The organism is Streptomyces sp. NPDC029674 (assembly GCF_044903205.1).
In the GTDB taxonomy this organism is placed as follows: domain Bacteria; phylum Actinomycetota; class Actinomycetes; order Streptomycetales; family Streptomycetaceae; genus Streptomyces.
In genome coordinates, this window is the sequence record NZ_JBJDPY010000004.1 from 54,465 (window position 1) to 73,866 (window position 19,402).

At 70.6% G+C, this 19,402-nt stretch carries 17 protein-coding genes; 9 read left to right on the forward strand and 8 right to left on the reverse strand.

Going from position 1 to position 19,402, the window contains the following annotated elements; translation table 11 throughout:
* Nucleotides 1-46: 46 nt before the first annotated feature.
* A complete protein-coding gene (locus ACI2L3_RS10725) occupies nucleotides 47-1,192 on the reverse strand; it encodes an acyl-CoA dehydrogenase family protein (RefSeq protein WP_404751986.1) in 1,146 nt (381 codons plus the stop codon).
* Nucleotides 1,193-1,385: 193 nt separating this feature from the next.
* Here ACI2L3_RS10725 and ACI2L3_RS10730 point away from each other — a divergent pair, with 193 nt between their 5' ends.
* The 5 genes from ACI2L3_RS10730 to ACI2L3_RS10750 all read left to right on the forward strand — a co-directional run bounded on the left by ACI2L3_RS10730 (nucleotide 1,386) and on the right by ACI2L3_RS10750 (nucleotide 7,075).
* Nucleotides 1,386-2,348 (forward strand): isopenicillin N synthase family dioxygenase, encoded by a 963-nt coding sequence (locus tag ACI2L3_RS10730; protein ID WP_404751987.1) that lies wholly within the window; start codon nucleotides 1,386-1,388, stop codon nucleotides 2,346-2,348.
* 23 nt (nucleotides 2,349-2,371) lie between these two features.
* Nucleotides 2,372-3,502, forward strand: coding sequence for a pyridoxal-phosphate dependent enzyme (locus ACI2L3_RS10735; RefSeq protein WP_404751988.1), 1,131 nt, complete (start codon nucleotides 2,372-2,374; stop codon nucleotides 3,500-3,502).
* Between the two features lie 87 nt (nucleotides 3,503-3,589).
* A complete protein-coding gene (locus ACI2L3_RS10740; RefSeq protein ID WP_404751989.1) occupies nucleotides 3,590-5,206 on the forward strand; it encodes an AMP-binding protein in 1,617 nt (538 codons plus the stop codon).
* Nucleotides 5,203-6,564 carry a cytochrome P450 gene (locus ACI2L3_RS10745; protein WP_404751990.1) on the forward strand — a complete coding sequence of 454 codons (1,362 nt, stop codon included), beginning with the start codon at nucleotides 5,203-5,205 and terminating at the stop codon, nucleotides 6,562-6,564. The genes ACI2L3_RS10740 and ACI2L3_RS10745 overlap by 4 nt, the downstream gene beginning before the upstream one ends.
* 49 nt (nucleotides 6,565-6,613) lie before the next feature.
* The gene (locus ACI2L3_RS10750; protein ID WP_404751991.1) at nucleotides 6,614-7,075 is read left to right on the forward strand and encodes a pyridoxamine 5'-phosphate oxidase family protein; all 462 of its coding nucleotides are present in this window, start codon (nucleotides 6,614-6,616) and stop codon (nucleotides 7,073-7,075) included.
* Nucleotides 7,076-7,174: 99 nt separating this feature from the next.
* On the opposite strand, the gene ACI2L3_RS10755 is transcribed toward ACI2L3_RS10750, so the two are convergent.
* Nucleotides 7,175-8,008 (reverse strand): SAM-dependent methyltransferase, encoded by an 834-nt coding sequence (locus tag ACI2L3_RS10755; RefSeq protein WP_404751992.1) that lies wholly within the window; start codon nucleotides 8,006-8,008, stop codon nucleotides 7,175-7,177.
* A gap of 159 nt (nucleotides 8,009-8,167) precedes the next feature.
* On the opposite strand from ACI2L3_RS10755, the gene ACI2L3_RS10760 reads away from it, so the two are divergent.
* A complete protein-coding gene (locus tag ACI2L3_RS10760) occupies nucleotides 8,168-9,418 on the forward strand; it encodes a serine hydrolase domain-containing protein (RefSeq protein WP_404751993.1) in 1,251 nt (416 codons plus the stop codon).
* 5 nt (nucleotides 9,419-9,423) lie between these two features.
* On the opposite strand, the gene ACI2L3_RS10765 is transcribed toward ACI2L3_RS10760, so the two are convergent.
* From ACI2L3_RS10765 to ACI2L3_RS10775, 3 genes are all read right to left on the reverse strand, one after another.
* On the reverse strand, nucleotides 9,424-9,909 hold the full coding sequence (locus ACI2L3_RS10765; protein WP_404751994.1) for an SRPBCC family protein: 486 nt from the start codon (nucleotides 9,907-9,909) through the stop codon (nucleotides 9,424-9,426).
* 109 nt (nucleotides 9,910-10,018) lie between these two features.
* Nucleotides 10,019-10,786, reverse strand: a complete 768-nt coding sequence (locus tag ACI2L3_RS10770; RefSeq protein ID WP_404751995.1) for a helix-turn-helix domain-containing protein — start codon at nucleotides 10,784-10,786, stop codon at nucleotides 10,019-10,021.
* Nucleotides 10,787-10,856: 70 nt separating this feature from the next.
* On the reverse strand, nucleotides 10,857-11,459 hold the full coding sequence (locus ACI2L3_RS10775; protein ID WP_404751996.1) for a hypothetical protein: 603 nt from the start codon (nucleotides 11,457-11,459) through the stop codon (nucleotides 10,857-10,859).
* Between the two features lie 587 nt (nucleotides 11,460-12,046).
* Here ACI2L3_RS10775 and ACI2L3_RS10780 point away from each other — a divergent pair.
* On the forward strand, nucleotides 12,047-12,430 hold the full coding sequence (locus tag ACI2L3_RS10780; protein ID WP_404751997.1) for a PRC-barrel domain-containing protein: 384 nt from the start codon (nucleotides 12,047-12,049) through the stop codon (nucleotides 12,428-12,430).
* A gap of 244 nt (nucleotides 12,431-12,674) precedes the next feature.
* Here the strand turns inward: ACI2L3_RS10780 and ACI2L3_RS10785 are convergent, their stop codons facing one another.
* Together ACI2L3_RS10785 and ACI2L3_RS10790 are read right to left on the reverse strand one after the other, a co-directional pair.
* A complete protein-coding gene (locus tag ACI2L3_RS10785; protein WP_404751998.1) occupies nucleotides 12,675-14,528 on the reverse strand; it encodes an FG-GAP-like repeat-containing protein in 1,854 nt (617 codons plus the stop codon).
* 64 nt (nucleotides 14,529-14,592) lie between these two features.
* The gene (locus ACI2L3_RS10790) at nucleotides 14,593-15,312 is read right to left on the reverse strand and encodes a hypothetical protein (RefSeq protein WP_404751999.1); all 720 of its coding nucleotides are present in this window, start codon (nucleotides 15,310-15,312) and stop codon (nucleotides 14,593-14,595) included.
* A 405-nt stretch (nucleotides 15,313-15,717) separates the two neighbouring features.
* Here ACI2L3_RS10790 and ACI2L3_RS10795 point away from each other — a divergent pair, with 405 nt between their 5' ends.
* The gene (locus ACI2L3_RS10795) at nucleotides 15,718-16,815 is read left to right on the forward strand and encodes a hypothetical protein (RefSeq protein WP_404752000.1); all 1,098 of its coding nucleotides are present in this window, start codon (nucleotides 15,718-15,720) and stop codon (nucleotides 16,813-16,815) included.
* Between the two features lie 43 nt (nucleotides 16,816-16,858).
* A complete protein-coding gene (locus ACI2L3_RS10800; protein ID WP_404752001.1) occupies nucleotides 16,859-17,347 on the forward strand; it encodes a hypothetical protein in 489 nt (162 codons plus the stop codon).
* 64 nt (nucleotides 17,348-17,411) lie between these two features.
* On the opposite strand, the gene ACI2L3_RS10805 is transcribed toward ACI2L3_RS10800, so the two are convergent.
* Nucleotides 17,412-18,935, reverse strand: coding sequence for an RICIN domain-containing protein (locus tag ACI2L3_RS10805; RefSeq protein ID WP_404752002.1), 1,524 nt, complete (start codon nucleotides 18,933-18,935; stop codon nucleotides 17,412-17,414).
* Nucleotides 18,936-19,402 lie beyond the last annotated feature (467 nt).

Genomic DNA, 19,402 nt, shown 5'->3' on the forward strand with positions numbered 1-19,402 from the left:
GACGGCGCCCGACCGGCAAGGTGCCGGGCAGACCCGCGCGGCGCCTTCACCCGGACATGGGGTGCGGGTCGGCGGCCACCGGGCCCAGTGCACGTTCGCCGATCCGGTAGAGCAGGACGTCGTTGGGTGCTCCGACGATCGGCAGTGCCAGCGCGTCGCGGTAGTGCCGTCCCAGGGTGTGGTCGTGTGCGGCGTACCCGGCCCCGCCGCACAGCGACGCCGCGTCCCGCACCACGTCCTGGAGCGCGCTGGTGCAGAACACCTTGGCCGCCGGGGAGGTGATCGGCGTGTAAGGGGCCTGGGGCAGCACCTCGTGCTCGGGTGCCAGGGGCTCGAGAAGGGCCCGCCAGACCGTCCGCATGGCGGTGACCTTGGTGGCCAACTCGCCCACTCGCAGGCGGATGGCGCCCTGGACCTCGGCCGGGCGATGGGCCAGACCCGCCCGCACGAAGCGCACCGCGTGTTCGAGGACGGCGTCGGCCGAGCCCACGGCGCGGGCCGTGTAGCTGGTCACGTCGTGGGCGAGCAGCGAGCCGGTCAGGTCGTGCTCCCAGCCGCCGAGTACGTCCTCCTCGGGGTCGAACTCGTAGTCGGTGAAGGTGATTTCGGCGAGGGAGACACCGAGCAGGCCGGGCCTCGGCAGCTCCGGACCGACCGTCACACCGGGGCGCCCCGGGTCCACGAAGACGCCCACGGTGGCGTCACCGCTGCGGGCGATCGCCAGCACCCGGTCGGCGTGACGCGCGTTGGTCACCCAGCTCTTGCGTCCGTTGAGCACCGCCGAACGGCCATGCGGGGTGGCACGGGTGCGCAGCCCGGTCGGGTCGCCGACGCCCTGCTCGTGGTAAGCACGGGCGAATACCGTCTCGCCCCGGGCCATCGGACCGAGCCACCGCTCGCGCTGCCGCGCAGTGCCGTGCTCTACCAGCTGCCGGCACAGCTTGAGGTGGGTGCCGACCAGACCGGCCAACGGCTGCCAGCCGCGGCCCAGTTCGTATCCGATGACGGCGAGCTCGCGCCGGCTCCGGCCGCCTCCGCCGTACCGCGTCGGCACGGCCGCCCCGAAGGCGCCCAGCTGGGCCAGCCGTCGCACCAGCGTCAGCGGGTAGCGGTCCTCCGGATGGGCGGCCAGATAGGGGCCGATCTCCTGCCGGGCGAACTGTGCGATCCGGTCCAGGCCCGTGCTCTCCATGCCTCCCATGGTGGAGGCGGATCAAGTCGAGGAGGCAGCCGCCTCGCCAACGATCACTCATGCGGGTGAGTTCTGGCCGGGAGTGCCGACAGGAGGCCGGACAGGGCGGTTCGCTGGAACGTGATGACCCGGCGGCGGAAGCGGACCCGGGAACATCAGCGGCGCCGGAACCACCGCGAGCGTGAGGACGACAATGACCACTGTCACCCGATCCAGCGCCGAAGGCGCCGACCTGCTGATCGACCTGGAGCGCTGGCGCACCGGCGAGCGGGCCGAACGCGACCAGGTGGCTCACCGGCTGGACACCGTCTTCGGTTCGCACGGCTTCTGCCTGATCACCGGGCACGGCGTACCGGCCGAGCTGCTCGGGGAACTGCGAACCCTCGCCCGGGAGTTTTTCGCCCTTCCCGAGCAGGTCAAGGCCGGATACCGGACCGGCAGCGCCGGCGCCGGGTGGAGCACCGGTCTGGGGCAGGCCCGGGGCGGTCCGGCCGAGCTCAGGGAGGCATTCACCTTCCGGCGCCGGACCGGCGGTTCCACGGGCTCGGCCGCTTTCGACGAAAGCCGCGCGCACCGCTGGCCGTCGGAGGTGCCCCGGCTGGCGGAGGTGGCCGAGGAGTACCTGAGGGTGATGCACCGGCTCAGCGACGAACTGCTGACACTGTGCGCCCATGCGCTCGGCGCGCCCGCCGACCACTTCACCGCACTGCGGCGCGACCCCACCCATGTCGCCGCGCTCAAGTGGTACCCGTCGCTGCGCCGGCTGGGCACGACCGCGCCGGGCGGGCAGCGGCACGCCCCGCACACCGACCTCGGCGCGCTCACCCTCCTCGACCGCGAGCACGGCCTCGGCGGCCTGCAGTTGCACACCGCCGAGGGCCGCTGGGTCGACGCCCCGTTCCTCCCGGGGACGCTGGCGGCCAACGTCGGTGACCTGCTCGCCAGGTGGACCGGGGACCGCTGGCCCGCCTGCCGGCACCGGGTCGCCCCGCCACCCGCCGCTGCCCCCGAGGAGGACCTGGTCTCACTGCTCTACGTCAGCGGGGCCGACCACGACGCCCTGATCGAGGCGTGCCCGCCGCCCGTCGGCCGTACCGCCTACCCGCCGGTGCGCTGGGGCGAGTACATGCGCGACGCCTTCACTGCCGGACGTTGAGCGGTCGCAGGGACTCCCGGACCATGGAGATCTACGCACAGGACGACGTCGTCCGGCGGTATGCCGCTCACCTGTCGGCCGACCCCGAGCTGATCCGACGGGCGAGCCTCCAGGAGAGCGGGCGCATCGTCCGACTGCCGCCCCAGGGCGAGGTCCTCGCCGACGTGCTGGACCTGTCGACGGCCAATACCACCGGCACCTTCAAGTCCTGGCTGATGTGCCTGGCGGTCGCCCGGTACCTGCGGCAGGAGCGGCCGCTCGTACTCGCCCAGAGCTCGGGGAACACCGCGAACGCCCTCGCCGCCTACGCCGCCCACACCGGCCTGCGCGCGGTGGTCCTCCACCCGCCGGCCTCCCGCCGCCGCATCGCGCCCCGGCTCGCCGACCCCGACACCGTGCAGTTCGTCGAGGTCGACGCATCCGAGCAGCGGATCAAGGCCGTCCTGGCGGCCTGCGCCGAGACCCTGGCCGTCCCGGTCGTCCCTGCCCCGGCAGACCAGGACGAGGGGAACAAGCTGCGCGCCTACTTCCTGCGCGACGCCGGGAACGAGCTGGGCAGGTGGTGGGACTGGCACGTCCAGGCTATGTCCAGCGGTTACGGGCCGCTCGGCTTCTACGCCGGGCTGCGCGAGATCCGACGTACCCGGTCCATGCCCGTGCCCCGCTTCCTCGGCATCCAGCAGGAGGCGGTCGCCCCGTTCGTCCGTGCCCTCGGCGGACGGACCGCCGCGGCCTGCGACGTCCCGATGCTCGAACCCACACTGTTCCGGCAGACCCTCGACGAGGACCTCGTCCGGCGCATGCGGGAGCTGTGCGCCTACAGTCACGGCACCGTCCGCGCCCTCACCAACCACCGCTACCTCGAGCTGGAACCACGTGCCATCGCCCTGCTCCGGGAAGCCGGGGTCACCGTCACCCCCGGCCCCGACGGCACTCCCCGCGAGCGTGCCGGCCTCTACTCGCTGGCCGGCACGCTCGACGCCATCGAACAGGGCCTGATCCGCCCCGGCGAACGCGCCCTGATCGTCTACACCGGCGGCGCAGCCCCCGCCCCCACCGGCACCTATCAGCCGCACTGGCGCGCCCACCGGGACGACGCCTGCGACATCGTCGCCCGCGCGGTCGCCGAGCTCCGGTCTCCCGGGGCGGGGTGACGGGGAACGTGCCATCGCGGCCTCGTCCATCGCAATCTTCGTCCAGCGCTGCCTTCGTTCGTCGCAGCCTTCGCTTCCGGGGAGCCCATGGGTGAGTTGATCGGGTCGTTGCCCGCGCCGCCGGCCGAGTCCGCCGCCTACTACGCGCGGGGCTGGTGGCGCCACGGCACATTCCTGGACGACCTGCACGCGCTCGCCCGCACCGCGGCCGACCAGCCCGCGTACATCAACGTGCGCACGCTCCTGGGCGGGACGGAGACGGTCACCTTCGCCGAACTCGCCCTGCGCGTCGAACAGTTCGCGGCGGTGCTGTGGGCGCGAGGCGTACGTCCCGGCCAGGTCGTGGCCTGGCAGCTGCCGAACTGGTGGGAGGCGGGGGCACTGTGGCTGGCCTGCGGCCGAGTGGGAGCAGCGGCGCTCTCGCTGCCGCCGGGCACCGGCGCGCGCGAGCGGGAGGTGATGACGGTCAGCACGCAGGCCGGCCTCTTCATCACCGCGGACGACGGTGAGACCGCGGGGTGCGGGCCCGCGCGCGTCATCACCCTCGACGACCTCCTGCACGACGCAGCCTCCGCCGTACCGCTGTCCGAGGCCGAACGCCCGGCCGTGCACGCCGACGAGGTGTGCCAGGTGCTGTGCACCTCGGGAACGACCGGCCGGGCCAAGGCCGTCCTCCACACCCACAACACCAGATACGCCGCCCTCCAGGCAGCACGGGCCCACCTGCCGGAGCACGGCGTGACGGCCGCAGTCTCCACGCTGACCCATGCGATCGGGCTGATGTTCAGCCTCTTGTCCCCGCTCGCCACCGGGCATCCCACGGTGTTCACCGACACCCACGACGCCGACGCGTGGCTGGACCTGCTGGCGCGGCACCGCGTGAACTGCCTTCTCGCGGCGCCGCGCACTCTTGGCGAACTGGTCCGGGCACAGCAGCGTCACCCTCGCGACCTGCGCGAGCTGCAACAGGTGATCAGCGTCGCCGCGCCGCTGCCCGCTGCTGTCGCGGCGGACGTGCGCACATCCCTGTGCCCGCGGCTGATCAGGTTCTACGGAATGACGGAGGCGGGCACGGTCATGGCGACCGGCCCGGAGGACGCGACCGGCCCGGAGGAAGCGGCGGGACCGGCCACGGCCGCGACAAGCCTCGGCCGCCCCGTGCCGAGCATGGAGATCCGGCTGACCGGGACCGGAAGCCCCGAGGCCCGCCGCTTGCACGTGCGTGGCCCCGGCCTGTGCCGCGGCATGTTCGACCTGCGCACACGGCGCGTCTTGTGGAGCCCCGCGCACGACGGGGGCTGGTACGACACGGACGACTTGGTCCAGGCCGACGAGCAAGGTGGTCTGCGCTACCTCTCGCGCGCGGCCGACCGCATCGGCTGGGGCTATGTGATCCCGGTGGCCGAGGTGGAGGGCGAGCTGTCGGGCCATCCCCGGGTCGCCGAGGCCGCCATCGTCGGTACGCCGGACTCCGACGGCCACGAGATCGCCTGCGCCGTCGTGGTGCCCCGCGGCACCCCGCCCTCGCTCGATGATCTGCGCGCCTTCCTGCGCGCCAGGAACATGACCGAGTGGTACCTGCCGGTCCGGCTGTGCCTCGTACCCACACTGCCACGAACCGCACTCGGCAAGGTCCGCAAAGACGAGGTGCGACGGCAGATCGGCGCCGACGCTCTCGCGGCGTCCACGACGGAGACCACATGATCCTCGCCCTGATCCTGCTGGTGGCGGTCCCGCCGGCCATCGCCGCCACCGCGGCGCTCGCCTTCGCCGCGCGTCCGCGCCTCGCCGCCGCCTACCGGTTCCGCCTGCTCACCAGAGGCGACGACCCGGCTGACGTGCCGATGCTCCAGATCCCCAACCGGGACATCCACGGACCTCTCCTGGAGAAGCTCTTCGCCCACGAGTCCGCAGGCCACCGCGGACACACCCACGCCCGGCGAACCATCCTCCACTTCCACCGGCCGGCGGACGAACACCAGGAGAACATCGACCCCGACCACCCCCGCTACCCGGAGCTGGCCAGGGCGACGTTCCGCGCCCTCCGCGTCCCGCGCGAGGAGGCCGCCGCCATGGCCCGCAGGTGCACCCGCCAGGTTCTGGACGGCGCCTGGCCCGCCGGCACCACGAGCCGCGTGCTGCGGCTCCTGGACCTCGCCGTCCCGATCTCCTCCCGCCTCATGTTCGAACTGGCCTTCAAAGCCGCGCCGACGCATGAGCAGGTCGAGCTGATCGGCCGTAGCGTCAGAGACTCCATGCGGAACTCGAAGGGGCTCCGGCACACCAGGGACATCTCCATGAGGCTGGAGCTCCTCGATCTCGTGCGCGCCGAGGTCGCCGAACGAGGCGGCTGCCCTGAACTCTTCGGTGACGACAGCGCGCTGGACACCACGTCCAGGGCGAAGCACCTGCAAGGCGTCTTCTTCAACACCGGCGTGATCCAGCTCTCCGAATGGGTCTGCCACACCGTGCTCGCAGCGTCCCGGCATCCCCACGTCGTCGAGCGGGTCATCGCGGGCGACACCCGCTACGCCGACCACGTCCTGTCGGAAACCCTGCGTCTCTACCCCCTGCACGCCACGATCCAACGACTCGTGGCGGAGGACATCACGTTGACCCCGGCGGCGGTGGTCCCGCGCGGGACCCAGCTCCTGGTCGACATCGGGCGGCACCAGCGCATGGGCCACGCCGACCCGGACGCCTTCATCCCGGACAGATGGCACCGGCGCGGGCGCGCCGACAGTGGATTCGTGGGCTTCGGCCTGGGGCGACGGAAGTGTCCCGCGGAACGCTTCTCCCGGACGGCCGCGGCAGTGATCGTGCAAGAACTGCTGAGCTCATTCGTCGTACACGCCCCCGTCCGCCATACCAGGGCACTGGAAGGAGGCGGCCTGTGCTGCCTGGCGGTGCGCGGCTCGCCCGCGCCTCCCTGGACCGGCCTCAAGAAGACACTCGTGCGAACCCGCGGGGGCGCGGAGCGTATCGCCTTCGGCGCGGCCCAGCTGGTCTGCCTCCCCCTGACAGCCCGAGCCGTACGACGCCGGCCACGCCTCCGGACCTAGGACCTGCGCCCCATGCGCACCGTGAACCTGCTGGCTAAGGTCGGCTCCCATGCACGACACGGAGATCATTCGCCGCACCACGGCGGAGCGCAGGCGGGACACTCTGGAGCGGCTCAACTCGGAGCGCGACATATGGGTGTCGACGGCCCACCCCGACCACGGCCCGCACCAGGTGCCACTGTGGTTCCTGTGGGACGGGCAGGCAGTGTGGATGTGTACCGGCGCCAACTCCGCGACCGCGCGCAATGTGCGTGAGGAACCCCGCGTACGGCTGGCTCTGCCGGATGCCTTCGACGTGGTACTGCTGCAAGGGGACGCGAAGTGCTGGCCGGCGCGGGAAGTGCCGGCTTCTGCCGCCGATGCGTTCGCGGACAAGTTCGGCTGGGACCCGCGAACGGAAGAGACCCCTTACCTATACCTGTGCGTGACGCCGCGGATGGTGCGCGCCTGGCGCGGAGTACCGGAACTTCGCGGCAGGGTCGTGATGCGGGATGGAGCGTGGCTGGGGTAGCACGGGCCGCCGCGTGAGCCGAGCGCAGCCTGTCCCGACCGGCCGTCGAGCTGATGACCGCGAACCGGCTCACCCCCGGGCAGTCAGGACCGGCCCGGCTCAGTCTGCCGGGCGGCGTGCGTGGAAGACGCCCCACCGGAGCAGGTCCTGACGGGCCATCTCCGTCCACAGGGGAAGGTTGGTCAACAGCTCGTCCACGTAGGCCGGGCTGATGACGTCGCGCAGCTCGTCCGCACGCCGGTGAACCTCTTCCTCGAGACGTGCGTAATGCGTGCCGACGTCCGCGGTGCGGTCTTCGAAGTCGATGCCCGTCAGGCCGAGTTCGGACAGGCGCGTCAGATAGAAGGACGGTGTCGCCGGGGCTCGGACGCCCAGCCGGGAGAAGGCGGGCCGTACGGCCTCCGCGGGCGTCTCCTCCGCCACCATGATGTCCGAGAAGACCAGGGCACCCCCCGGTTTCAGTACCCGCACGGCTTCGGCCAGCGCGGCCTGCCGGTCCTCCACATGGCACAGGACCTCCAAGGACCACACGACGTCGAACCGCTCGGCCTCGTAGGGCAGGTCCATCAGGGACCCGGTGACGACCTCGATCAGACCGTCGAGTCCTCGTCGGGCGTTGGCCGTGCGATGGCGCCGGTTGTGATCTTCGCTGAGGTCCAGGGCCACGACGCGGCAGCCGAAGCGTTCGGCGAGCGCACGGGCCGATCCGCCGTAACCGGAGCCGAGGTCGAGCACGGAGGCGTGCGGTCCGAGCAGGTCCGCAGCCTTGTCGGCCACGTGCTCGACGGTGCGGTGCGAGGCGTCCGCGATCGCCTCGTGCGGATGGGAGTACACACCGACGTGGATGTCCTCGCCGCCCCAGACGGCGTCGTAGAAGGCATCGACATCGCCGGTTTCGTAGTAGCTGCGGGTCTCATCGTCCTTATGCGTCACGGCGAGGGCATTCCCCCTCCCGGCCCGGGCCATTCACCCAGACATATCGCTGACGTATCGAAAACCGCATACGCCCCCGCAACCCTCCTCCGAGTTTAGTGATCGCACGGGCCGGAGGTTCTCACCGACTCGTCCGTTGACCGGGGAAGGAACGTGGGGATGGGATCGGATTCCGTACATGGTGTCGACCGGCGTCGGCTGCTCGGGTGGGGCGGGATGTCGGCCGTCGGCGTGGTGGCGGCGGGTGCTCGGCCGGTGAGCGCCCGGACCGGACGCGCCGCCCGGCCCGCCGTCGATTCCGCCGCCGCCCCGCCGGACACCCGGCCCGGCGGGGCCTACGACCGGTACGTAGCGAAGCTGGCCGCCGAGGACAGGTTCTCCGGCGTGGTGCTGCTGTCGCACCGGGGCCGGACCGTGCTGTCGCGCAGCTACGGCATGGCCGACAAGGAGAAGGGTGTCCGCAACCACGAGGGCGTCGCGTTCAACCTCTCCTCCGCGGGCAAGCCGTTCGGCGCCGTGGCCATCCTGCAGTTGGCGCAGCGCGGCAAGCTGAGGCTCTCGGACACGGTGGGCACCCATCTGTCCGGTTTCGCCGAAGAGATCGCCGAGAAGGTGACGATCCATCATTTGCTGTCCGGCACCTCCGGGTTGGACACCCCGGAGGAGGATCTGCAGCGTGTCTTCCAGAGCCGGGACGAGGTGCGGGAGTTCTACGAGCGGTGGGCGAGGCAGGCGAGACCGGTGAGCGCTCCCGGTACGCCCACTGACCACGCCGGGGCCGAGGTCGCCATTCCCGCGCTGATCGTGGAGGCCGTGACCGGCATGACCTACTGGGACTACGTCGAGGAGCACGTCTTCCGACGTTGCGGAATGACCGGCACCGCGTTCTACACCCGGCCGCAGTGGCTCACCGACAAGCACATTGCGCACTCGTACATGCGGCAGGCCGACGGCAGCCGGGTGGACGCCGTCCGCAACCTGGACAAGGGCAGCCCGGACCCGTACCAACTCGGCAAGAACCCGGGCCGCAACTTCATCGACCCGCCGGGGGACGGCGGCTTCGCGACCGCGCCGGACCTCGTCCGGTTCGCGCACGCGCTGAGCGACGGGACCGTGCTGGACCGCCCCTACGCCGAACTGCTCACCGGGGCCAAGGCCCCCCTGCCCCCACAAGGGGGCGGCCTGGCCGGCCGAACAGCCCCGGCGGACGCGTCGTTCGCGGCCTACATGATGCCGGTCAGCCTCGTGGGCGGCCGCTGGGTGAAGGGTCGCGCGGGCGTCAACCCCGGCACCGTCGCCAGCTGGAACATCTACCCGGACATCGGCTGGGTCGGCGTCGTCCTCGGCAATCAGGACGACATACCGTTCCAGGAGATCATCGAGCAGGAGATGCGAGCCGTCCTCGGCTGAGGGCCCTAGCCGGGACCCGACGCCGGTGGGGCTTCCAGGCCAGCGGCGTGTTCGGCGAGGCCCGTCGCCATCGACTGCATGAAGCGGCGGAGGTACCACTGGAAGACCCAGCGCATCCTTCCGCGAGCCATGTACGTGCCGTACCAGTGGATCCTTGTTCCGCCGCCGGGCAGTTCGTGCAGTTCTATGGTGGCGTGGTAGTCGGCCATCTGCGGGATGTCCACACCCTCGTACGAGAAGCGGTGTCCGGGCTCGAGCGCGAGCTCCGTGATGCGTTCCCGGGTGACGACCTTCCCCGTGCGGTAGGCGCGGGTGGCTCCGACGCTGTCCTGGCCGTCGGGGGAGAGGCCACGCGACCGGCCGGTGTCCAGTGCGTCGATGCGTGACCACTCGGGCCAGCTCCGCGGGTTGCGCAGCAACACCCAGATCGCGTCCGGCGGTGCCGTCGATTCGGCCGTGACGTCGTACGACTGCATGTCGACGCTTCTCACGATGTCCTGTCGGGGGCAGCGGAGCCGAGGTGTCGGGAGAGACTGTTCATGGGGGGGAGCCTAGGTACAGCCCGGCGCCCGGCCCATGCGTGGGATTGCGGTGGGGCGGTCAGGAATTGCGGTGGCCGGAGCGGTAGTCCGAGGGGCGCGATCCGGTCTGCCGGAGGAATGCGGCCGACAGCGCGCCGGGGCCGGCGAAGCCGCACCGCGACGCGATCCGGGCGATCGGCAGGTCGGTGCCGCGCAACAGCCGTTTCGCCTCCTCTACGCGCAGCCGGGTGAGGTACCTGTACGGCGTCACCCCGGTGGCCGCCTTGAAGACCCGGACGAAGTGGTAGACGCTCAGGTGCACTTCACCGGCGATCTCGGCCAGGGTGACCGGCTCGGCGAGCCGGTCGCGCATCATCGCGACGGCGGCCCCGACGCGCGCGTCTTCCCGCGCAGGCGTGCGCGAAGCCGTTCCTCCCGCATGACGGGTGAGCAGGTGCACGGTCAGGAAGGCCGCCGCGGATTCGGCGTACAGGTCACCGGCCGCCTCATCGGGAGAGCCGAGCGCACGGACAGCCTCCTCGATCACCGGGTCTCCCGCCGCCAAGGACGCGGCCAGCGCCTCGTAGTCCACCGCACGGCCGCCGAGCTGCGCCGCGACCGTCTCGACCGTGTCACGCGGAATGTGTATTTGTACGCTCCGCATGGGCCCGGCCGCACGGTAGCGGCGGAGGATCGGCCGGTCCGGAATGCCCATCTCCAGCCGTCCCGGTGCCCATGTGTGGCGCGTCGTCCGACCGTCGCGCCGTGTCTCCATCGCCGCCCGCCCCGCGACCGGCAGCACCAGGTGCAGGTCCGCCGCAGCCGGCAGTTCCATGTCATCGGCCACGGGAACATGATCGAACCGCTGGACGAGCAGGGACTGCCAGCCTGCGGTCTCCCAGCTGCATTGGCACGCGTCACACGCCGTCGGAGACCTCCACCGTGGTGGCGACGCGGGTCAGGGAAGGGCGGCGGGGTACGGAGCCGAAGCCGAAGCGGACCGGAGGGTGTACGTCGCGCAGCGCGCCCAGCCGCCGCCCGTCCCAGGCCGCGTCCGCCGCGGTGATCGAGCGCAGGTCCCTGGCGGCGTACCACTCGCGGCGCCCCGCCCCCGCGCTGCCACGCGTCCGCACACCCCGCATCAGTACGCGGGCCGGTACGTCGCACAGCGCGGCCCAGCCGGGGCTGCCCGCCAGGCGGCCCGGGGCCAGTCTCAGCAGACGCCCCAGCACGGTGGGCCGGCCGGGCGTGAAGGTGAGCGCCAACGGGCCGGCTGCCACGTCCCACCGGTCATGCGCGGGGATCACGGTGACGGGGCAGATGACGACTTCGTCGAACCGGTACGTTGCGGTGACGAACCGCACCACTTCCTCCGAGGGCGCCAGCAGCATCCGGTGCCCGTCGGCCCGCTCCACCATGACATCGGCGAAGGGCCCCAGCGGGGACAGCGGCCAGTACCCGACGACGATGCGCACGCCGCCGGTCGTGCCGAGGCCCGCGATCCATCCGTCGAAGCGCATGCGGCGCGCGGGGAGAGGCGGCGCTCCTGCCCCGGCTCGGCGAACTCGCCGTACGTGGTCCACGTCGTGCCTCCGGTGGGGTCTTCGGTGCGCGGTGCTCGTCGGTGCGCGGCCGGATCCGTACGTACGCACCTTCGGCCGGCCCCTCAGGCCGCGTGACGCTTGTCGGAACGTTCCCGGGAACGGTACTTCGCCCGGCCCTCGGGACGCTTCCTTCGGCGCTTCTGCGGCGCCGCGTCGCGGTGCTCCGTACGTTTCTGCCCGTGAATGAGGCGTAGGTGGCCCCGATGGCGGCCGGCCGACGATGCGGCACGTCCGTTCAACCGGTCCTCGACCCGGTCCATGCAGAGCAGCAGAAGGCCCATGACGGGCAACAACAAGAGAGCGACAACTAACATCGGCGGCGACCTCCCCGCGGCGTCCCCTCTCGCCTGCCCCACTCGAACGCCGTCACGGACCGGAAGATGTGAAGGTCCCGCAACGCCGCACCGCTGTTCGCCGCCGGCCGCCCGGCCCTCCCAGGTTTCGTCCGACTCGGCGCGGACATCTGGTTCCCACTCCATCGACACGGGAGAGGATCAGGGCGCATGTCCGAAGAGCGAATGCCCGAAGAGGGAATGTCCGACGACTTCCAGGCCTCCGGAACCCCGGACAGGCGGATTTCCACCACCGGCCTCATCGGCTGCACGGTGGAGGCGAGCGACGGTCCGATCGGGCAAGTCGACCCCGCGTCGGAGGAAGTGTCGCCCGATCACCTCGTCGTCGACACGGGCGGGGCGCTGCTGAGCAAGAAGGTACTGCTGCCCGTCTGGGTCATCGCGCACGTCGACGAAGCGAACCGCACGGTGCATGTGCCCCGCACGAAGGACCGCGTCAAGGACGCCCCGCGCTTCGACAGAGACCTCCGCGTCACCGATCCCAGCTATCGGGCACACATCGACGAACACTACTTCGACGAGTCCGGGGGCTGATCGACGGCGACGGTGGCCGGTCCCAGGGCATGCCGCGTCACCGAGCAGGCGTGCGGTGATCTGCTCGGCCGTGATCCGGTCGGCGGCGAGCGACTCCCGGCCCACGGCGTACCGCTGAGCACCTCACTCATAGGAGTGGCAGGGAGGAACTGGAGCCGGTTCGACTGGTCCGGGAGTTGGAGGCCGAGGCCCGTAGCCGGCGTCCCGGGCCCGCCGGCCGGGAGCACCGCGACTTCGCCCCCGGTCAGCGGGTCTTGAACCGGCGGTGGAGGTTGCGGGCGACGTATACGCCCGGACCGCCGAAGCCGACGATGTCCGGGCGGCCGTCTCCGGTGATGTCAGCCAGGAAGCGGGGGTGGTGGCCGACCCGCCAGGCGCCCGCGTCGTTGCTGTAGCCGAAGCCGCGGCATACGAGTTGTGCCTGCTCGAAGGTGCCGTCGCCCCGGTTGTGCGACACCCAGACCCCCTCGTCGCCGAAGCCGACGATGTCCGGGGTGCCGTCGCCGGTGACGTCGGCGAGGAGGCGTAGGTGCTTCTTGCTGGTCCATCCCTGGGCGTTCCCGTAGTCGTTCAGGACGAGCTTGGCGGGCTCGAACGTGCCGTCGCCGCGTCCGCGTGAGACGACGACACCCTGGGGACCGAAACCTACGATGTCCACCGCCTCGCCCGTGGCGGCCGCGACCAGGAACCGGGGGTGTTCCTCCACCGATTTCCATCCCTGGTCGGTTCCGAAGTCGTCGAGGACGAACAGGGGTTCCTCGAAGGTTCCGTCCTCGTTCTGGAGGGACACCCAGACGCCGTCCCCGTGGCAGCCGACGATGTCCAGCCGGCCGTTGCCGGTGGTGTCGGTGAGGAAGCGAGGATGCTTGCCGGTGAGCCAGGCTCCCGCGTCCTCGCTGTGACCGAACGCCTTGAGGACCGGTTCGTCGCCGAGCGGCGCGAACGTTCCGTCCTCGTCCTGGAGGGAGATCCAGACCCCGTCGTCGTGGCAGCCGACGATGTCCAACCTGCCGCTGCCGGTGGTGTCGGCGAGGAACCGGGGGTGCTTTTCGGCCTGCCAACCGCCGGCTTGCGGGCCGTGCCCGAACGCCTTGAGGACCAGCTTGCCGCCAGTGGGCGCGAACGCCCCGCCCTCGTCCCGGGCGGAGACCCGGACACCGCCGGTGGACAGCACGACCAGGTCGGGCCTGCCGTCGCCCGTTGTGTCCACGACGCTCCACAGGTCCGCCGGGTTGGCGGAGGGCGTGCCCTGGTGCAGGGAATGCTCGTCGTCGAACGTCCCGTCACCCCTGCTGGAGGAGGTCACGGCCCCCTTGCCGGGCTTGAGCCCCACGATGTCCGCCCGGCCCGCTCCGGAGGTGTCGGCGAGGAACCGCGCCCCCGCTCCGGCCCACCGGCCCAGGGGCCCGCCGGGCAGGTGACCGGCCTCTTCGCCCTTCCATTCGCCGGCGTCCTGGCTGCTCCCGAAACCTTCGAGGACCAGCAGCATGTCGCTGAAGGACGGCGTCGCGTCGGGTGCCGGGCGCAGGGCGGACGAACGGACCAGGCGCCAGGACTGGCGGCTGGTCCAGTGGCTCAGTGGCGCGAAGCGCAGTACGGGGTCGCTGGTGCGCTCCGGCTCGCTCGGGACGAACCGCCACCGCTGGCTCTCCGCGTCGTCGTCGTACTCGCCCAGAACGATCCGGGTGCCGTTCGTCTCACCCTCACCTTCACCTTCCCTCTCGTCCTCGTCCGGGTCGGCGAGGTCGAGTACGGCACCGTCCGCCGCGCTCTCGATGACGTAGAGATCCGCTGCGCCTTCGACGGGGAGAAGGTGCCACTGCTGGCCCGTCGCGCCGGCGGCGGCGTCGGCGCGGCGGATGCCGCGGTCCGCTGCGGCGGGGTTGTCGAGCACCTTGCCCGTGGCCGCGTCGCGGATGACATAGGCCTGGTCATCCTGTGCCGGGGCGAGGTGCCACTGTTCGGGGCGCGGACCGCCGTCGGGGAAGTCGCGAACGACGAGCTCCCCGTTCGTGCTCGGCGCGGCCGTGGCGCCGAGGGTCTTCCCCGTGGCGGCGTTGACGATCTCCAGCTTCAGTTCTTCCGTGGGCACGGGCATGGTGGTGCCTCTTCCAGGCGGTTCGGGCGTTGGGTCGGGAGCAGTGCGGCGGCGCGGGGACCGATCACGTGAAGACGTGGTGGTAGGGGACGTTCCACTCGCTGGGCAGCCGCGGGTAGAACGTGTTGATGACCGTCCCGGTGAAGTCCCCGCCCCAGTTGTGGGTGAGCCGGACTTCGCTGTCGGCCGTCACCGCGTGATCCTTGAACCCGAGGATGGCGTCGGGGTGGGTGATGGGCACGAAGGTGATGCCGCCCCACGGCGTCACCGTGACGACCCAGAGCTGGGTGTCCTCGGGGGCGCCGTTCTTCCCGCGCCACTTGTCGCCGACCTTGTCGGGCAGGCCCACCTGGACGGTGTCGGCCGTGGTGTTCGGCGCCTCCTGGTGGACGGTGACACGCCTGCGCTGCGGCTTCGGTGCGCCGTCGTCGCCGCGCCCGGCATCGGCCTCACCCGTACCGACGGGCTGGGGCGTCACCTGGCCGGCGGCGCTCTCGATGAAGTACAGCGGTCGCTGACCGAAGAACCCGCCCGGGGTGATGTGCCAGAGGTGGCCGTTCGCCTCCTTGGTGTCCGGGTCGAGCGCGGTGGCCAGTTTGACGCCCTTGTCGTGGCTCGCCTCCGTCAGCTCGGCCGGCCGGAGGTAGCCGCCGTTGAAGGCGTGGACGAGCATGACCGGCCGATTCTCGACCAGTGCCGCCACGATCGCGTTGTCATAGCTGTTCACCGCCACCGGGCCGCCGACCACCAAATTCGACATCGCCGTGCGTTCCTGGGAGTACATCGCGGAGACCTCACCTGTTCTGAATTCGGAGAACAATGCACCGGGCGCCCAGAACACTGGCGCATCGCACAGCATCGCCGCAAGCCCCGCCGTCGAAGGCCACATGTCACCCAGAGCGATGGAAAGGCCGAAACAAAGGTCTCAAATGCGGCGCGTCGCAGGTCAAACCACCTGCGGGAAGTAATTCACGTAGGTCGCTGATCAACTGACCGATATTGATGAACCGATTCTCCTTGCACGTCTTGAAGGGAAATTGGCGAGCCTGTACCACTCGTTTGAGCGTCATATCCAAAGGCGTCTCGCTGGAGAACGTGGCCCGTGCTAGCTTCGACTCCCGGAAAGCGCACTCGTGCATATCATTTACGTTTCCGTATGCGATCCAGCCAGCTCAGTCGAGGACGGGGAATGCCTTCCAACGCGTACAATCTGGTACCGGACAAGCTTCAGCCGCTGACCAAGAAGAACCTGCGGGAGCTGGGCATCGAGCAGGCCTGGCAGTCGATCCTGAACCACCCCAACCTGGTCTACGTCGATGCCTACGGGGTGCGGCACGAGCCCATCGGGTTCTCCGTGAACAAGTCGAGCTTCGGCACCTTCCCCACGACCGCGTACCAGCTGGGCTGGCTCGCCTACATGAACCTCGGGGAGCCGCTGATCGAGGTGCGGGGCGACATCGGGCAACCCCCGCCCGACACGTTCTCCTCACGCGCCTACGTCAACCGCAGCCAGACGGAGGACATGACCTTCTCCGACTCGGTCGACTTCACCGTGTCGAACGGGATCACCTGGTCGCTGCACGGAGACGCCAAGCTCACCTTCGGCGGCAGCATCGGCGCCGCGCTCCAGCTGCAGTTGCAGAACCAGCTCCGGATGGACCTCCAGGCGCAGCTCGCCATGCAGAGCCAGAACGAGGCGGCGAACCGGAACACGGACACCGTGACCAAGAAGGCCAGCAAGGACAGCATGGGCACGGACCACGCCCACGCCACCGAGACGTCCACGAGGAACTCGTCGTCCAACACCTCGGCGAACACCGTGACGAACTCGGTGGGGTTCACCACCACGGGCAGCGCCACCGGCAACGCGACGCTCAACGCCCAGCTGGCCCTGGGCATCGCGGCCACCGTCGGCGGCTCCCTGACCACCAGCTGGGCCTCGAAATCGCAGATCTCCGGCAAGGTTCCGAAGAACTCCCGCGTGGAGACGCTCGTGACACAGCGGCGTACCCGCAAGCAGTACACCTACGAGATCCCGGTGACTTTCTCCGGGCTGCTCGCCGTGAACTACGCCGTGCCGGTCAGGGTCCTGTCCCCACCGCAGAGCGGAACCTACCCCGGCCTGGACACGGTCGTGGCCCGCGACATCGGTGACATCGAGCTGGCGCCCGGCGGCTTTCGCATGCAGGGGATGGCCGAGGTCGTCTCCGCCCTGGACGTCCACCACACCATGCTCGACGCGGAGACCCTGACCGTCAGCCAGCAGTCGCTCTACAAGAAGCCCTGACCATTCGGGCGGTACCGCCCTACGACGACCAGAGGTGACGACCATGGTGTTCGACAACGTCTTCAACTCCGCCGGCAAAAGCGCGGGACTCTTCTCCGTGACCACCGACAGCACCAAGGCACAGCCGGGCGCGGGCGTCGACTTCGAGGACGCCGACGACGACACGTACGACGACACGAGCACGAGCCTGTTCACCAGCGCGATCCACGGCGCGTCCGCCCGCGCGAAGGTCGTGCAGGAGACCTCGCCGGAAGCGCGGGCCATCCTGGGTTTCCTCGGCTCCTTCATCCAGACCACCCAGACGTCCGCCGGCACCCAGGCCCAGTACGCCCAGAACCCGGGCTCGGTCTCCGCGGCCGCGTCCGCGGGCATGCGGGAGGCGAGTGCGACGGTCAAGCAGCACGACGGCCTCCAGAAGGACGAGGATCTGGAGAACAGGCCGAAGAAGAGCGACTTCACGAAACCCCCCAAGACCCCGGAGACCCCGAAGGCGCCCAAGCCGGCAGCGGAGGACCCGCCCGCTTCCTCCTAGGAGCGATGCCCGCCTGGCGAAGGGGGGCAGGGACAGAACCACCTCTTCCCCCCCCGCCCACGCGTCACACGGGCAACAGATGCCACTGCCGGGCCTGCGCCTCACCTTCCGGCCCACGCTGCCTGATCGCACCAGGGGCGTTGCTCTCGGCCCGGAGACGCAGACCGCTGTTCCGGTTCACGATCTCGTACGCGCGCGGGGTGTCGGCCGCGGCACCGACGGGGACCAACTTCCACTGCTGGTGGTGCGCCTCGGCCCCCTCGTACGCGCGCTGCGCGACGGACGCCCCGGACGCCTCCCGCACCCCGTCGACCTCCAGGACCTTGCCGCTGCGCACGTTCTCGATCCTGTACAGCACGTCCCCGCCGTCCTGGCCCACCACTACCAGCCGCCACCGCTGGTAGTCCCTCGGGGAGGCGGGCAAGTGATGCACCTGTGCCCCGTCCTTCTTCGACTGGCTCAGGACCGCCATGCGCAACCTGCTGCGCACATTGGCCCAGAAGACGACCGTGCCCGACTCGGGCAGCCCTTCCGGCTTCGCCGACGCGACCTTCCGCACCCGGTTGTTGCCACGGTCGGCGATGTAGACGGAATCGTCGCCGTCCACAGCGAGCCCGAAGGGGTTGCTCAGCAGGGCGGCGGCGGGTGGGCCGCCGTCACCGTCGAAGCCACGGTCGCGCCACGAGCCGGCGAACGTGCTGATCATCCCGTCCGTCGTGACCTGCCGGACCCGCCTGCCGTTTTCGGCGATGTAGAGCACCCCCGCGCTGTCCACGGCCAGCCCCACGGGAGCGAGCACCAAGACGGTGGGGGCCGGGCCGTCGCCCCAGGTTCCTTGGTCTCCCCTGCCGGCGACGGTGGTGATCGTGCCGTCCGCCGTAACCTTACGGACCCGGTCGTTCTTGTAGTCGGCGATGTACACGTTGCCCGCGCTGTCCAGGGCCAACGCGCGCGGGGTGTTGAGCTGCGCCGAGACCGCGGGACCACCGTCTCCTGCGAATCCCGCCTCTCCGGTCCCGGCGAGCGTGGTGATCGTCCCGTCGACCGCGACCTTCCGCACCCGGTGGCCGTCGTGCTCGGCGATGTAGAGGACGCCCGCGCTGTCCACCGCGACAGCGCGCGGGCTGTTCAGCAGGGCCGAGGCGGCAGGGCCGTTGTCACCCACAGCGCTCATGTTGCCGGTCCCGGCGACGGTGGTGATGATCCCGTCAGGCGTGACCTTCCGTACGCGGTGATTTTCGGTATCGGCGATGTAGAGGACACCGGTACTGTCCACCGCGACTGCGCTCGGGGACTTCAACTGGGCCGAGACGGCAGGGCCGTTGTCACCCACAGCGCTCATGTTGCCGGTCCCGGCGACGGTGGTGATGATCCCGTCAGGCGTGACCTTCCGTACGCGGTGATTTTCGGTATCGGCGATGTACAGGGCGCCCGTACTGTCCACCGCGATGCCCCCGGGGACCTGCAACTCGGCGGAACCGGCCGGTCCGCCATCCCCGTCGGACCCGGCGACCCCGGTTCCCACCACCGTGTTGATCACATACGCGGAGCGCTCTTCAGCTGCGCCTGCCACCTGGGTACTGCCCATCGTCATCCCTCCGCCCGTCACCGACCGGCAACCACTGCTGGTAGTCGGCTGATTCCAGAAAGTCACAGTGGAGGATGGCTTGGCAAGATCACTTTCGAGTGGCCGTTGTGGAGCGACTTGCCGGGACACGTCACCGCGTTCGAGAGCGGGGTGATTCCTGCCGGCCCGCACCTCGCTACGATTCCTTCTCCCATACGCGAACGTCCACGGTCACGTTACGCAGAAGCTGCGCCCGATCGGGACGTCAATATCCGTCTTGGATTGAGCTGCTCACCGGAAGAAGAGCCCGATGGTCTCACTCAGGCCCGTCGGTGCGCCCCTTTCGGTGAAGTCATTGCGCTCATTGCGCTCATTACGCGGTTGGGGGGGGGGGGGGGGGGGGGGGGGGGGGGGGCCCCCGCGGCCCCCCCCCCCCCCCCCCCCCCCCCCCCCCCCCGCCCCCCCCCCCCCCCCCCCGGCCGCTCCGG